This window comes from Campylobacter portucalensis (assembly GCF_009690845.1).
Lineage (GTDB): Bacteria > Campylobacterota > Campylobacteria > Campylobacterales > Campylobacteraceae > Campylobacter_B > Campylobacter_B portucalensis.
The window spans coordinates 75,673-90,463 of sequence record NZ_VWSJ01000004.1; the positions used below are offsets into that span (position 1 = coordinate 75,673).

The window sequence follows — 14,791 nt, forward strand, 5'->3', positions numbered from 1 at the left end:
CTTATTTCATTTCGTGAAGTTCTTTTATGGTATTAGCCATCTGATCAATACCTTTAACAGATTTTGTTAAAATAAGATATTTTCCATCAACAACGAAAGCTGGAACGCCTTGAATTTTTGCTACCATATATGAGTCGCTATTATTATCCATACCCCATAAATTTAGAAGTTCTTTTACTCTATCGCCATTTAAAGCAGCTTCATAATCAGCTTTTGAAATTCCAACTTCATCAAGTGCTGTTTTTAAGAATGCATCAACATTTTCTGGCTTGCTAGCATCAGCTCCCCATCTCTCTTTTTTATCGTGATAAGCTTTATATAGTGCAAATTTTGCTTTTTTAAATTTTGAATTATCATCAAGTAAATTTGTGCCAGCAGCCTCATCTTTTGCTATCATAACAGCCAAAAGCTCGCTACCATATTTACCAAATACACCTTTTGTTGCTAAATGGTATGGAACAAATTTCATTTCAGGAAGTTTTTCCATAACTTTTTTAGTTACTGCTTTATCGTATTTATAGCAAAATGGACAATCATAGCTAAATACTTTTATAACTGTATTTTGTGCATTAGCAATAGGTTTTTCTAATTTTACATAATCTTTTCCTTCTTCTGCAGCATTTAAACTAACACCTGCTACTAAAGCCAAAACGGCAACTGATTTTGCAATACCTTTAAAAAATGAATTAACTTTCATTTTATCTCCTTTAAAATTAATTTTACGAATTATACAAAAATATTCTTACTAAATTATCACGCCAAAATAAATTTTAGCTTAAATTTAGCAATTATATTTTGAAAATAATCCATAGCCACAAATTTTTATGATATATTAGATTATTTTGGGTGACTTTTTAGGAGATATTATTAGTAATTTTTAGGATTTTATAAATTAATTTAGTAAAAATGGTGTCATTACTGACCTTTACAACCCGCTAGCCCTTGATTTAGATGGCGACGAAGCTATTTCACTAATCGCTGATAAAATTTGAATGATGTATTTGATGAAATTTTAATATAAATAAAATGATAAAAAATAATCTGTTAGAGTAATTTAATAGATTTTTTATTTAATAAAATAACGATAAGTAGTGAAAAACTTGCGATAATGTGATATAATATGTAAAAGACGTTGATTTGGAGAAAAAATATGAAAATTTCTTATAAACCGTTATGGCACTTATTAGTTGAAAGAAAAATGAATAAAGAAGATTTAAAAAAAGCCTCTGGTATCAGTAGTAATATAGTAGCTAGAATGGGTAGAGATGAAAGTGTAAATTTAGAAACAATAGTAAAAATATGCACAGCTCTTGATTGTAAAATTGAAGAAGTAATAGAGATTTATAAGGAGGAGAATTAGTATGAAGCCTTTTATAAAATGGCCTGGTGGTAAAACTGAAGAGCTGAAAATAATTTTAGATAATCTTCCAGAAAATATTAATAGATTTTATGAACCATTTGTCGGTGGTGGAGCAGTTTATTTTGCAGTTGATAATATAAAACAATATTATATAAATGATAAGTCTAATGAATTAATAAATTTATATAAATCAATTCAATCAAAAAATAATATGTTTTTTTACGCAATAAAAGAGATAGATAAATGTTGGAAAATTTTAGAAAAAATAAGTGAAGATTATATATATGAATTATCAGATTTATATAATGAATATAAACTTAACAGAATTTCAGATATTCAACTTAAAGTAAATATAGAAAAATTTATTATAAACAATGCTGAAGAATTTAATGGTATATTAAATGATGAGTTTATTGTCGATGAAAAAAGAATTTTATTAGAATTAGAGAATAATCTTTTTAAGAAATTAAAGCGAATGAAAAAAATAGAAAATGAAAAGGGAAAAATGTCTATAAATGATGTTAAATTAAATATAGAAACTGGATTTAAAAGTGGTTTATATACACATTTTAGATTTTTATATAACAATTCAAAGGAATTATTATTAAATGAAAATTTTATAAGTGCTATGTTTTACTTTATTAGAGAATACTGTTATTCATCTATGTTTAGATACAATAAAAATGGTGGATTTAATGTTCCTTATGGCGGAAGTAGCTACAATAGCAAATATTTAACAAAAAAAATTGAATATATTGAGAGTAAAGAAATAATTAATAGACTTGACAAAACTCTAATATATTCTCTTGATTTTGAAGAATTTTTTTCAAATATAAAACTTGAAGAAAATGATTTTATATTTTTAGATCCACCTTATGATTCTTCTTTTTCAACTTATGCTAATAATGAATTTTCAAATAAAGATCATAAAAGATTGGCAAATTTTTGTAAAAATACAAAAGCAAAATTTATGCTAGTTATAAAAAACACTGATTTTATATATGATTTATACAAAGAATTTGTTATTAAAAATTTTGACAAAAAATATATAGTTAGTTTTCAAAACAGAAATGATAAACTAGCTAAACATTTACTAATTACAAATTATGAGTTGGAGAAAATATAATGCATTCAGAAGCAGAAATTAGAAAAGCTATAAGACCTTTACTTGATAAGTATGGTGAATTAAACACATCAGAGATTAAACAAAGATTAGAAGAGGTACTTGTATATAATGAAGATGACAAAGTAATGTCTGCTACTCGTAAAGAAATTCTAATTTTACAAAGAATAGGAAACATTGTTGCTCATCAAAGCGAGTTGATTAAGGAGTATTTAGAAGGGTTTGTTGTAGATAAGGGAAGTAAGCCTGCAAAATTTATTGCTTTAGAGGGAATAAGAAGCAATAAAAAACCATTATCTTCTGATAAAATAGATAAAAGAAAAAATAGTTTGAGAAGTTTTGTTGGAAGAAAAATAGATTGGAGTAAAAAGAGAGAAAGAAACACAGATGTTGGAAATATGGGAGAAGAGTTTGTATATGAGTTTGAGAAAGAAAGAGTTTTAAATTTTGATTCCACATCAGTGTCTAGAGTACTTCATCTAAGTATTTTACAGGGTGATGGTTTAGGATATGATGTTAGTTCCATCAATGAAGATGGAAGCACTAGAAGGATTGAAGTTAAAACTACTGTTGGAGGGTTAGAAACTCCATTTTATATGAGCAAAAATGAAAAATTATTTTTTGAAACTTATAAAGATGATGGTGCTTATGTATATAGAGTATATGATTTTGATGTTAATACAAGGAGGGGGAAAGTTGAAATAATTAGTGCCGAAGAGTTACTAGAAAATTACAATTTTGACCCAGTTACATTCGCTGTAACAAAAAAATAAATTTAAAGACAATTAGATAAAAATCTAGTTGTCTTTTTATTGCAAGAAAGGAATGGATACGCAAACATAAAACAAGAAAAAAGTAAAAAATAAAACTTAAAGAACAAAAATTACAACAAAAATAAAAACTCAATGAAATAAATTAAAAATTCCTGCTTTTGATGGACTATAAGTTACAATCATATAGTAAAAACATTGATGATTTAATATATTCTCTTAAAGCTTTTATATTATCATAATCTTTACTATCGATACTAATTAACTTCTGTAAATTTACACTCTTTAATTTTATGAATTTCTATATTTGAATTAATTTTATACTTCACAAAATTTTAATGTAAATTTACTTTTTTTGCAAAATAATTTAATATAGATAATCTATTGTCAAATATCGGTGCAGGTCATAACAACTCTTTTATATCCTTATCTATCATCATATTAAATTACCTAAACTGTATTATAAATTAATACGTCAAAAACAAGCAAGTCTTTAAATTTTGCTTCGCCACAATTTGCGATTTTTATATTTATATTTTTCAATTCTAGCTTTTTAAGCTCTATTTGCAATTTTAAATTTTCATTTTAGCTTCAATTAATTTTTGTGTTTTGTAAAATTTGCAAAATATACGTTGGTAATTAAAAACTATAATTGTTACTATTTTTCTTTTATCTAAAATTAGGCTTATATTTCAATATCTATAATATTTGAAAAATAATTTTTCTAAATTTTGCATTTTTTTTCAATAAATTTAAGAACTATTTTCATTAACTCAAGCCCTTTACTTCTATGAGAAATTTCTAGCTTAATATTTTCATCAAGTTCGCTAATTGTCTTATCAAATCCATTTGGAATAAACATAAAATCATATCCAAAGCCATTATTTCCACGCTCTTCATCTATAACCTTACCGTGCATAAATCCATGAGTAGTATAACTTCCAAATTTACAAACTATACAAATAGCAGCAGTATAAAAAGCCCTACTCTCTTGCAAATTTAAAGCTTTTAAATTTGAAATAAGCAAAGCTCTATTTGAGGTATCAGTTGCGTTTTTGCCACTATATCTAGCCGAGTAAATTCCAGGACTAAATTTTAAAGCCTCAACACTCAATCCACTATCATCACTTAAAACTATAAATTCATTTTTTTGCTCATCACTTAAAGCATTAAATACTGCATTTGCCTTAATAAGAGAATTTTCTTTAAAACTCAAACCATTTTCTTCTATTTCAAAAGGCGTTAAAATATCCTCAAATGCATAAATTTTATAACTTTTATAAAAATCTTTTATCTCTTTTACTTTATCTTTATTATTTGTTGCAAGCACTATTTTCAAAATGCAATCCTTATGTTAAAATTTAACTGAATTTTAACATATTTCATACAAATATTATTAAAATTTGAGTAAAATTATAGCTTTTAAAAAGGAATTTTATGTATAAAACTATTTTATCTTTATCTTTTATAGTTGCTACTAGATTTTTTGGGCTTTTTATAGTACTACCTATTTTTGGGCTTTATGCTTCAAATTTAGAGCATTCTACCACAATTTTAGCTGGAGTTGCTATTGGAATTTATGCTTTAATGCAAGTTATTTTTCAAATTCCATTTGGACTCATTTCTGATAAATTTGGGCGAAAAAACACAATGGCTTTTGGTCTTATTATTTTTATAATTGGTTCTTTGATATGTGGCTTTTCAAACGATATTTATCTGATGATTTTAGGCAGAGCTATTCAAGGAAGCGGTGCTATTGGTGCTGTTGGAATAGCAATGATAAGCGATTTTACAAAAGAAGAAGATAGAGGTAAAGCTATGGCAATAATGGGCATTATGATTGGATTAAGCTTTGCTTTATCTATGGCTATAAGTCCGATTTTAGCTAATAAATTTGGTCTTGGAATGCTTTTTCATATAAGTACTATACTTAGCGTATTGTGTATATTTTTACTATATATGGTTGTTCCAAAAGATATAAAAATCAAATCTTTAAGTCAAAATTTATCACTAAAAGAAATTATAAGCGATAAAGACTTAGCTATTATGAATTTAACTAATTTTTTACAAAAAATGTTTATGACAATGGCATTTTTTATCACGCCAATTGTTCTTGTAAGAGCTCTTAAATTTAATGAAGATAGTTTATGGATTGTGTATGTGTTGGCGATGATTTTTGGTTTGATTGCTATGGGGTTAGCTGGATTTTTAGGAGAAAAAAAAGGATTTGCTAAAAATATATTGATATTTGGCGTATTGTTTTTTATGGTCTCTTATTTGTTTTTTGCAATCAGTTCTAATCAATATGCTTTTATAACTGGAGTTATCTTATTTTTTATAGGATTTAATATGCACGAGCCAATAATGCAAAGTGTAGCTTCAAAATTTGCAAAAGCTTCACAAAAAGGAACTGTTTTAGGTATATTTAATTCAGCAGGATATTTTGGAAGTTTTATAGGTGGGCTTTTAGGTGGTATTATGCTTGAAAATTTAGGCGTTAAAGAGTTATCATCTGCGGTTTTTATAATTAGCATTATCTGGCTTTTGCTTTTAATTACCTTAACTAATCCAAATATTTTCAAAAACATATATTTTGAAAAAGAGTTTGATTTTTCAAGACTTATCGACGTCAAAGGTTTTATTGAGTGTTACAAAAAAAATAGTGGATTTGTAGTAAAATACAACTCAAAACTCATAAAAGAAGATAAAATTTTAGATATTTTAGGAGTTAAAGATGGAAAAATTTAAGGGCGGGCTCTATTTTATTTGGTTTGTTTTTAGTATAGCTATAGTTGTTATATCGATGTCTATTTTTAAAACAAAAATTTTAAGTATCCGTCGCGGTTGGTCAAAAATGCAAAGATTTGCTCTTGGATATAAGGTAGAAAAAATCGGCGAATTTGATGAAGAAGCAAATTTAATCTTAATAAATCACAAAAGTATGGTAGATATTATGATTTTAGAAGAATTTCATCCTAAAAATTTAGCTTGGGTAGCAAAAAAGGAGATAGGCGATATCTTTTTTTTAGGCAAAATTTTATCACTTCCTAATATGATAAGCATAGATAGAAACAATCCAAGGTCGATTGTAGGCTTAATAAAAGATGCTAAAGATAGAGTAAAAAATGGTAGGGTAATAGCAATTTTTCCAGAAGGCACAAGAGGAAGAGGAGATAAAATCTTAAAATTTCAAGATGGTGCAAAAGTGGTAGCTAAAAAGTTAAATTTAAGAGTTCAACCCATAGTTTTAAAAGATACTTTGCAAATTTTAAATGTTAAAGAATTTACCGTAAAAAAGGGATTAGTTAAGATGAAATGTCTTGAAGTGGTTGATTTAAACGATGAAAATTGGTATGAAAAAACTAGATTAAATATGCAAAAAGCTTACGATGAGCTTTAACTCATCTAAAAAAGTAAATCCAATTTGATTTTTATCGATTTTATAAAAAACATATAATTTGTATTTTTTATATCTCAATTATCTTTTAAATAGGATAAAATCCTTTAAATGCCCTTAAATTTGAATTTATTAATCATATATGGCTCGATGCCGTCGTTTATATGGATTTACTAATTAATTTTTTAGAATAAAATCATAATAACTGTTATCTTGCATAAATCTTTTTGAATACAAAAAAATCTAAAAAATTATTTGCAATTAAATACGATTTTTAAAAATTTAAATAAATTTTGTCTTGAAATTTCACTAAATTTATAGATTTTATCCTCAAATTTTCACAAAAATATTTTAAATTTTATATCTACTATCAATACCATAAACTCTTATTTTTTTATTTTATTTGAGCAAATATAAAAATCAAAAACTATAAATTTAATTTAAATGAGATTGGATAAATTTAGCCCCAAATTGAGGCTAAATTTTTAACCAAAAATAGGTAAAAATAAAAATAATTTAATAACTATAACATTAGCTATATCTACAAAAAATCCACCCATTATAGGAACTACAATAAAAGCTATACTAGATGGTCCGTGATGATTTGTAACTGTTTGAAGATTTGCAATAGCAGTTGGTGTAGCACCCATACCAAAACCACAATGCCCTGCAACCATACAAGCAGCATTATAATCTTTGCCACAAATAGAAAAAGTTACATATCTTACATATAATATTATAGCTACGGTTTGAATAACTAAAAGTACCATTAATGGAACAGCTAATTTTGCAAGCTCTACTAAATTTAAAGTCATAATAGTCAATGCCAAAAATATCGATAAACATACATTTCCTATTACTCCAACCTCTCTATCAAAAACTTGATGAATATTGAAATATGAAAATGAATTTCTTATAATAATACCTGAAAATAAGCACCAAACAAAACTAGGAAGAGCAATAGCTGTACCTTTTGTAATAGCCGTAAGAGTTGTGCCTGTAAATAGAGCTAAAGCAAAAAGACCTAAGCTTTTTATAAAAGAACTTGATGTAATAAGGCGTTGTTTTTCTGGCTCTGAAAAAATTTCATCACTCGTATCACCTGCATGATTTTGATCTGTTGGCTTTAAATTATATCTATTTATAAGATATCTAGCTACAGGACCGCCGATTAAACCGCCTGCTATAAGTCCATAAGTTGCACTAGCCATAGCAACTTCAATAGCTACCTTATAATCATATGGAGCTTTCATAAATGTCTCGCCCCACGCAGCACCTGTGCCGTGACCTCCGCTTAAGGTTATAGAACCAGCCAAAAGACCTAATAGTGGATTTTCCCCCATAATACTCATAACACCTACGCCGATTAAATTTTGAATAAATAAAAACACACAAACTGCTATACCAAACATAAGAAGTGTTTTGCCGCCCTTTTTTAAGCTTGCAAAATCTGCCCCCAAACCAACGGACACGAAAAACATCAAATAAAGAGGATTTTTAAAGCCTTGTTCAAATTGAAATTTTACATCAAAAACAAAACTTAAAACCAAAAATAAAATAGCAAATAACAAACCGCCTGTTACTGGAATTGGAATGTTGTATTTATTTAAAAATTTAGTCTTTTTAGTCAGTAAATATCCAACCATCAAAACAGCACAAACAATTAAAAAAGTAGAATAAAAATCAAAAACAAGAGTGTAACCTGTTTGATTTGCTACTCCTTTAAGAAAAGCAAAGCTAAAATTCTCCATATTCTCTCCTAAAATTTAATTTAATGGTTGAATTTTAATATATTTTAACTTTAAAAAAAATATATCTTTAAAAAAAATTAAAAATTTAAGACAAAATTTTGTTTTATTGTTTCAATTTTGCTAAAATTACACAAATTTTAATTCAAAGGATAGATATGGCAAATTTACTCATAATTGGGGCTGGTGGAGTAAGCCGCGTAGCTACTGTTAAAGCAGCACAAAACAAAGATACTTTTACTAAAATAACTCTTGCAAGCAGAACAAAAAGTAAATGCGATGAGATAGCTAAATTTATAAAAGAGCGTTTAAATGTGGATATTCAAACAGCCGAAATTAACGCTGATGATACTGAAGCTGTTGTAAATTTAATTAAAAAAACAGGGGCTGAAATTTTACTAAATGTAGCACTTCCTTATCAAAATTTAACCCTAATGGATGCATGCATAAAAACTAAAATCCACTACATCGATACTGCAAACTACGAGCACCCTGACACTCCAAAATTTGAGTATAAGCTTCAGTGGGAAAAAGATGATGAGTTTAAAAAAAGTGGAATTTTAGGACTTTTAGGAAGTGGTTTTGATCCTGGAGTTACAAATGTATTTTGTGCATACGCGTCACAATATCTCTTTGATGAAATTCATTATATTGATATTTTAGATTGCAATGCTGGAGATCATGGATATGCATTTGCAACAAATTTTAATCCTGAGATAAATTTACGTGAAGTTAGTGCAAATGGAAGATACTGGAAAAAAACTGCTAATTCAAGTAGCGATAGAGTAACAAATTGGGATAGTGATGAGTGGGTAGAGACTAAACCTATGGAGATCGGCTTTAAATGGGATTATCCTGAAATTGGGGTAAAAGATACATACTTGCTTTATCATGAAGAGCTTGAAAGCCTTAGCAAAAATATCAAAGGCTTAAAGCAAATTCGCTTTTTTATGACATTTGGAGAAAGTTATCTAACTCATATGAAATGCCTTGAAAATGTTGGGATGCTTAGAGTTGATGAAGTTGAGCATAATGGCGTTAAAATAGTTCCTATTCAGTTTTTAAAGACTTTGCTTCCTGATCCTGCAAGCTTAGGAGCTAGAACTAAAGGCAAAACAAATATAGGCTGCGTGATTCGTGGGCTAAAAGATGGCAAAGAAAAACAAATTTATATCTATAATGTTTGTGATCATGAGGAGTGTTACGCTGAAACTGGAGCTCAAGGAGTTAGCTACACAACAGGTGTTCCTGCAATGATTGGCTCAAAGCTAGTTGCAAAAGGAATTTGGAGCGGTAAAGGTGTATTTAATATGGAAGAATTTGATGCAAAACCTTTTATGGATGAACTTATGACTCAGGGACTTGCTTGGAAAATCATAGAGATGAAACCAGGTGAAAGTTATAAGGTTGGAGAAATTTAATTGGTAAATAAGTCAGGCAAATACCTGACTTAAATTTTAAAATTTAGTTTATTTATATCTAAACGATTAGTCTTTTTATATTGTTTTCATCCTTTTAAATTCGCACTTTTTCGTCTGGAAAAGCCCTTTTTTTGCTTACAGTTAAAAACAAAATTTCTTAACTTTTGAAGCCCGCATATCTTAATATCGCAAATTTCAACAATCCAACGTTAAAATTTTATATCTCTAAAATCACTAAATCATCCACAACGCTAAATCTAAAATTTATAAGACTTCAACTTATATTAAAAAGCTAATTTTAGTGTTGGAATAGATAAGTTATTTGTTTTATCTAATAAAAATTTATTAATTACATAATAAAACTTGTATGAAAAATATGAGAGTAAAGGATATTTTATAGTAAAGAATTACAAGAATAAATTTAAATTATCAAAATAAAGATCTTGAAAATAGTTTTAGATTTAGAAGATATTTTATCTTAGATTTTTGTGGCGTAATTTATTAGTAAAGGTGCAAGTTTGGATATAAATTTTATAAAAATTGATAATAAAGCAAGATTTTGTTTTATTAGCATTAAAATTTAATAAAAATAGGCTTTGTTTTTAAATCTTAGCTCAACAAAACAAAATTCTTTTTTAATATAATTTTTTGCTATTTAGCATAATATCCAAATCAGCACTTTAAATGCAAAAATTTTCTCTTAATTCTTCTAAATTTAGTCCTATAATCCCTAAAATTTTCAATTCTATTAATATCATTTACAAACTCTTTTACTTTTAAACAGCTGTCCAAAAAAAAAGAAAGAGTTATCTTATAATTAGTTTTTAAAGTCAAATTATTTCATTAAATTTAACAATTAATCTCAAATTTTACTACGATATTTTTTCATCAAAACTAGAAAAATGTTTCTATAAGATAATTTTGTTGCTTAATTTTGTACTATTTTAGTTTTGTTTTTCTAAATTTTCAGCAACCCTTATGGCTTAAACTAAGATATAAAGTGTTTATTATAAATTTATAACTTAAAGCTAATTTGCTAGAGTTTAGGTTTTGTTGATTTATAAATTTTATAGATTTATAAAACTTTTAAATGTAAATTTAGCCCCAATTAGGGCTAAATTTATAAATTTATATTTGAATTTTTAGTTAAAACTCTTGATCTATATACATTTGAAACATCAGTTGCATCACCGACTAAAAGTGCATTTGTTGCACAAATCGCCGCACACATTGGAATTTTACCTTCGGCTATACGGTTTTGACCATAAAGCTCTCTTTCTTCGTGTGAATTTGTCTCTTCAGGACCACCTGCACACATCGTGCATTTATCCATTTCGCCTTTAATGCCAAAAGCACCATCTCTTGGAAATTGTGGTGCTCCAAATGGACATGCATATAAGCAATACCCACAACCTATACAAGTTTTTTTATTATGTAAGACTATTCCATCTTCTCTTATGTAAAAGCACTGAACAGGGCAAACTTGAGCACAGGGCGCGTCTGTGCAGTGTTGGCAGGCTATAGTGCTAGCTACTTCTTTACCAGGAACGCCCTCATTTACTATTATCACTCTTCTTCTATTTATGCCAACTGGAACTTCGTGAGCTGCCGAGCAAGCAACTTGACATCCATAACACGCTATACACCTATTATCATCAACGAAAAATTTCATTCTTGCCATAATTATCTCCTAAGCTTTTTCTAGCCTGCAAAGACCAGCATTAAATTCTGAAATTTGAGTTACTGGATCGAAGCCGTAGTTTGTGATTGTATTTGAGCTTTCGCCAACTGTATAAGGTTTAGCATCTTTTGGATATCTATCGCTTAAATCAACTCCTTGCATAACGCCCGCAAAGTGATATGGAAGACAAATTCGATCAGGTGTAACTGATTGTGAATATATGCATTTGATTTTTATTTTTGTGCCTTGTGGTGCATGCACCCACATCATATCACCATCTTTTATCCCATATTTTGCTGCTAAAATTGGATTTACATGAGCAAACATTTCAGGAGTAATTGATGCTAGATATTTACTAGTTCTTTCTATCATTCCAGCACCGCTTAAATTTACAACTCTTAAAGAGCTTATTATTGTTGGAAATTCTTTACTCCAATCTTTTTCTTGTTGTTCGCTTTTAAATTTACTTGCTACACGGAAGTTTCTCTCTTGATCTTCAAAAGTTGGGTATTTTTCTACCAAATCCCATCTAGGTGAGTGAATCGGTTCTCTATGTTTTGGAATTTGATCTGCAAACTCCCAAACTATAGTTCTAGCTTTTGCATTTCCGCATGGACTAACTCCAGCTTCACGACATTTTTTAGCTATAATTCCACTATAATCGGTACTCCAAGAGCCTCCCATTTTAGCTTTTTCTTCTTCGGTTAAAGTTATACCTAGAATTTGTTCAATATTATCTTTTGTTATTTGAGCGTGTCCACCTTTTACTTTAGAGCCAGGAAGAGTTACACTTTCATCAGCCAACTGGCTAACACCATTATGTTCTAAACCAAATCTATTTCTAAAGCCCATTCCACCTTCTGCATAAGGTTTTGTTGTGTCATATAAAATTGGCGTTCCAGGGTGTTTTTCATCCCAGCAAGGCCATGGAAGACCATAGTATTCACCTTCAACAGGTCCTCTACCCATTTGAGTATCTGGATCGAAATTATGCCAATTTTCTTGATGTTTTCTAAGCCTTGCAGCAGTTCGTCCGTTATTGCCAATGCTTTGTGTATTTCTTGCAATCTCATCTGTCGCATCATCTGGCCAAATAAAATCATCTTTTACTTGTTTAACTTCTCCATTTACTATGCCCATTTTCATTCCACGCACATACTCATCATAAAAACCAAATTTTTTAGCAAATAAAAACATCACTTCTTGATCTTCTTTACTTTCAAATATAGGTTTAATGACTCTTGTTCTCCATTGTGCAGCTCTATTTGTAGCCGTTACATAACCTTCGCTTTCAAACTGAGTCGCCACTGGTAAAACATAAATTCCATCTTTTCTATCACTTAAAATAGCAACTTCATTTAAAAATGGCTCAGCAATGACAAGCATATCAAGCTTATCGATAGCTTCAGCTATTTTAGTAGTGTGTGCCATCGAAGTAATTCCTGTTCCTTGCACCCAAAGAACTCTTAAATTTCCACTTGAAAAAGTCTCTTCTTCTTTTAATACGCCTTGCCACCATTTTGAAAGAGACCAGCCTTTTTCATTTCTCCAATTTCTATCTTCTGGATTTTTTGGATCATGATAAAAATACTCTCTAAAATTTGTCCCTTTTACCTTTTCGCCAAGCTTTTCTCTAGGTTCTTTTGTAGATACTGCAAATCTTTTAACAAATTCATTAAAATCAACTCCCCAGCCTTTGCAATGATGTTTGAAAGCACTATCTCCAAGACCATAATAGCCAGACAAACTATCAGCCAAACAGTTCATATCAGTTGCACCTTGAACGTTGTCATGACCTCTTAAGATATTTGTTCCACCACCAGGTTTACCCATATTTCCTAATACGAGTTGTAAAATGGATAAAATTCTTGTATTTGAGTGTCCAACTGAGTGTTGAGTGATCCCTAAAGACCAAAATAGAGTGGCTGGTTTTGTATTTGCATACATTTTGGTAAATTGTATTAATTCTTCAGCCTTGCATCCTGTTACATTTGCTACTTCTTCTGGTGTCCAATGCTCGGCTTCTTTTTTTATCTCCTCAACGCCATAAGTTTGATTTTTGATTACTTCTTTATCTTCCCAACCATTTTTAAATATCAAATGAAGCATTCCATAAACAAAAGCGATGTCTGTTCCTGGTCTGATTCTAATATACATATCAGCTTTAGCTGCTGTTCTTGTATAAACTGGATCTATAACAACTAATTTTGCATTATTTCTATCTTTTGCTTGAATAATGTGCTTCATAGCACCAACAGGATTTGCTACTGCTGGATTTGCACCAATTACTAACATCATTTTTGCATTTTTTGCTACATCTCCAACGTGATTTGTCATAGCACCATAACCCCAAGTATTTGCCACACCGGCAACTGTTGCACTATGTCAAATTCTAGCTACGTGATCTATATTGTTTGTGCCCCAAAAAGCTGCAAATTTTCTAAAATAAAAAGCTTGTTCATTTGAAAATTTAGCAGATCCTAAAAATTCAACAGAATCTGGCCCATCTTCTTCACGAATTTTAAGCATTTTATCGCCTATTTCATTAACAGCTGTTTCCCAACTGATTCTCTCCCACTTTCCATTTACTTTTTTGAGTGGATATTTAAGTCTCATTTTTGATTTTGTTAAATCCATTTGATCGATGCCTTTTGAGCAGTGGCTTCCTTGGCTAATTGGATGATCAATTGCCATATCTTGTCTTATCCAAGTATTTGTGCTTTCATCTACTTCTGCTAATACACCACATCCCGCCGAACATATCGAACAGATTGTTTTTTTTATAACTGAATTTGGAAAAGGATTTTTGATTTCTTCTTTAGTTGCTTCTCTTAATGTTGGGTTGTTACCAAATACGGTAGTTGTACCGGCCCCAAGAGCAGCAAGTTTTAAGAAGCTTCTTCTTCCTATATTTGTCTGACTCATTTTTATCTCCTATTTTGCAATCTTATAATATTGATCCCAAAGTTGATTTTTGCTATAAAGTACCTCTTTTTTAGCCGCTTTACCGCAAATAACGCCATTTGATTCGTTTGTTGCTTCGTGTTTATTTAGCACATCATTACAGCACTCATTTGCTAAAGCTACTGTTGTTGCTGCACTAGCTATTAGAGATTTTTTTAAAAAATCTCTTCTTTTTTCTTTCATTTTCATCCTCCTTATATTAATTTATTATCAAAATTATATGTAAATTTTGCATATTTTATATTTAAAAAAACTAAACAAAATTAAATTTTGTTTAGTTTTTTACTATGCAAATTTATCATATTTGTTATTAAAAAATATTTATTT

At 29.0% G+C, this 14,791-nt stretch carries 12 protein-coding genes; 6 read left to right on the forward strand and 6 right to left on the reverse strand.

Annotated elements, in window-relative coordinates; all coding sequences use genetic code 11:
• Nucleotide 1: 1 nt before the first annotated feature.
• Nucleotides 2–697 (reverse strand): thiol:disulfide interchange protein DsbA/DsbL, encoded by a 696-nt coding sequence (locus tag F1B92_RS01835; RefSeq protein ID WP_154570205.1) that lies wholly within the window; start codon nucleotides 695–697, stop codon nucleotides 2–4.
• A gap of 453 nt (nucleotides 698–1,150) precedes the next feature.
• On the opposite strand from F1B92_RS01835, the gene F1B92_RS01840 reads away from it, so the two are divergent.
• From F1B92_RS01840 to F1B92_RS09050, 3 genes are read left to right on the forward strand one after another with little or no spacing between them, the layout of a single operon-like run.
• Nucleotides 1,151–1,360 (forward strand): helix-turn-helix domain-containing protein, encoded by a 210-nt coding sequence (locus F1B92_RS01840; RefSeq protein WP_154570206.1) that lies wholly within the window; start codon nucleotides 1,151–1,153, stop codon nucleotides 1,358–1,360.
• A 1-nt stretch (nucleotide 1,361) separates the two neighbouring features.
• On the forward strand, nucleotides 1,362–2,486 hold the full coding sequence (locus F1B92_RS01845) for a DNA adenine methylase (protein ID WP_154570207.1): 1,125 nt from the start codon (nucleotides 1,362–1,364) through the stop codon (nucleotides 2,484–2,486).
• Complete coding sequence (locus F1B92_RS09050; protein ID WP_229770873.1) at nucleotides 2,486–3,256, forward strand: DUF3883 domain-containing protein; 771 nt, start codon at nucleotides 2,486–2,488, stop codon at nucleotides 3,254–3,256. The genes F1B92_RS01845 and F1B92_RS09050 overlap by 1 nt, the downstream gene beginning before the upstream one ends.
• Nucleotides 3,257–3,977: 721 nt before the next feature.
• On the opposite strand, the gene rdgB is transcribed toward F1B92_RS09050, so the two are convergent.
• Nucleotides 3,978–4,592: an RdgB/HAM1 family non-canonical purine NTP pyrophosphatase gene (gene rdgB, locus F1B92_RS01855; RefSeq protein WP_154570208.1), complete on the reverse strand. Its 615-nt coding sequence runs from the start codon at nucleotides 4,590–4,592 to the stop codon at nucleotides 3,978–3,980.
• Nucleotides 4,593–4,690: 98 nt separating this feature from the next.
• On the opposite strand from rdgB, the gene F1B92_RS01860 reads away from it, so the two are divergent.
• Together F1B92_RS01860 and F1B92_RS01865 are read left to right on the forward strand one after the other, a co-directional pair.
• Nucleotides 4,691–6,001 carry an MFS transporter gene (locus tag F1B92_RS01860; protein ID WP_154570209.1) on the forward strand — a complete coding sequence of 437 codons (1,311 nt, stop codon included), beginning with the start codon at nucleotides 4,691–4,693 and terminating at the stop codon, nucleotides 5,999–6,001.
• Entirely contained in the window at nucleotides 5,988–6,653 is a 666-nt protein-coding gene (locus F1B92_RS01865; RefSeq protein WP_154570210.1) for a lysophospholipid acyltransferase family protein, read from the forward strand. The genes F1B92_RS01860 and F1B92_RS01865 overlap by 14 nt, the downstream gene beginning before the upstream one ends.
• A 482-nt stretch (nucleotides 6,654–7,135) precedes the next feature.
• On the opposite strand, the gene gltS is transcribed toward F1B92_RS01865, so the two are convergent.
• Entirely contained in the window at nucleotides 7,136–8,401 is a 1,266-nt protein-coding gene (gene gltS / locus F1B92_RS01870; RefSeq protein ID WP_154570211.1) for a sodium/glutamate symporter, read from the reverse strand.
• Nucleotides 8,402–8,556: 155 nt separating this feature from the next.
• On the opposite strand from gltS, the gene F1B92_RS01875 reads away from it, so the two are divergent.
• Entirely contained in the window at nucleotides 8,557–9,819 is a 1,263-nt protein-coding gene (locus tag F1B92_RS01875) for a saccharopine dehydrogenase family protein (RefSeq protein WP_154570212.1), read from the forward strand.
• Nucleotides 9,820–10,939: 1,120 nt separating this feature from the next.
• Here the strand turns inward: F1B92_RS01875 and fdh3B are convergent.
• The 3 genes from fdh3B to F1B92_RS01890 are packed head-to-tail and all read right to left on the reverse strand — an operon-like array spanning nucleotide 10,940 to nucleotide 14,647.
• The gene (gene fdh3B, locus F1B92_RS01880) at nucleotides 10,940–11,500 is read right to left on the reverse strand and encodes a formate dehydrogenase FDH3 subunit beta (protein ID WP_154570213.1); all 561 of its coding nucleotides are present in this window, start codon (nucleotides 11,498–11,500) and stop codon (nucleotides 10,940–10,942) included.
• A gap of 9 nt (nucleotides 11,501–11,509) precedes the next feature.
• Nucleotides 11,510–14,425, reverse strand: coding sequence for a formate dehydrogenase subunit alpha (locus F1B92_RS01885; RefSeq protein ID WP_154570214.1), 2,916 nt, complete (start codon nucleotides 14,423–14,425; stop codon nucleotides 11,510–11,512).
• A 9-nt stretch (nucleotides 14,426–14,434) separates the two neighbouring features.
• Nucleotides 14,435–14,647: a twin-arginine translocation signal domain-containing protein gene (locus F1B92_RS01890; RefSeq protein WP_154570215.1), complete on the reverse strand. Its 213-nt coding sequence runs from the start codon at nucleotides 14,645–14,647 to the stop codon at nucleotides 14,435–14,437.
• Nucleotides 14,648–14,791: the final 144 nt, after the last annotated feature.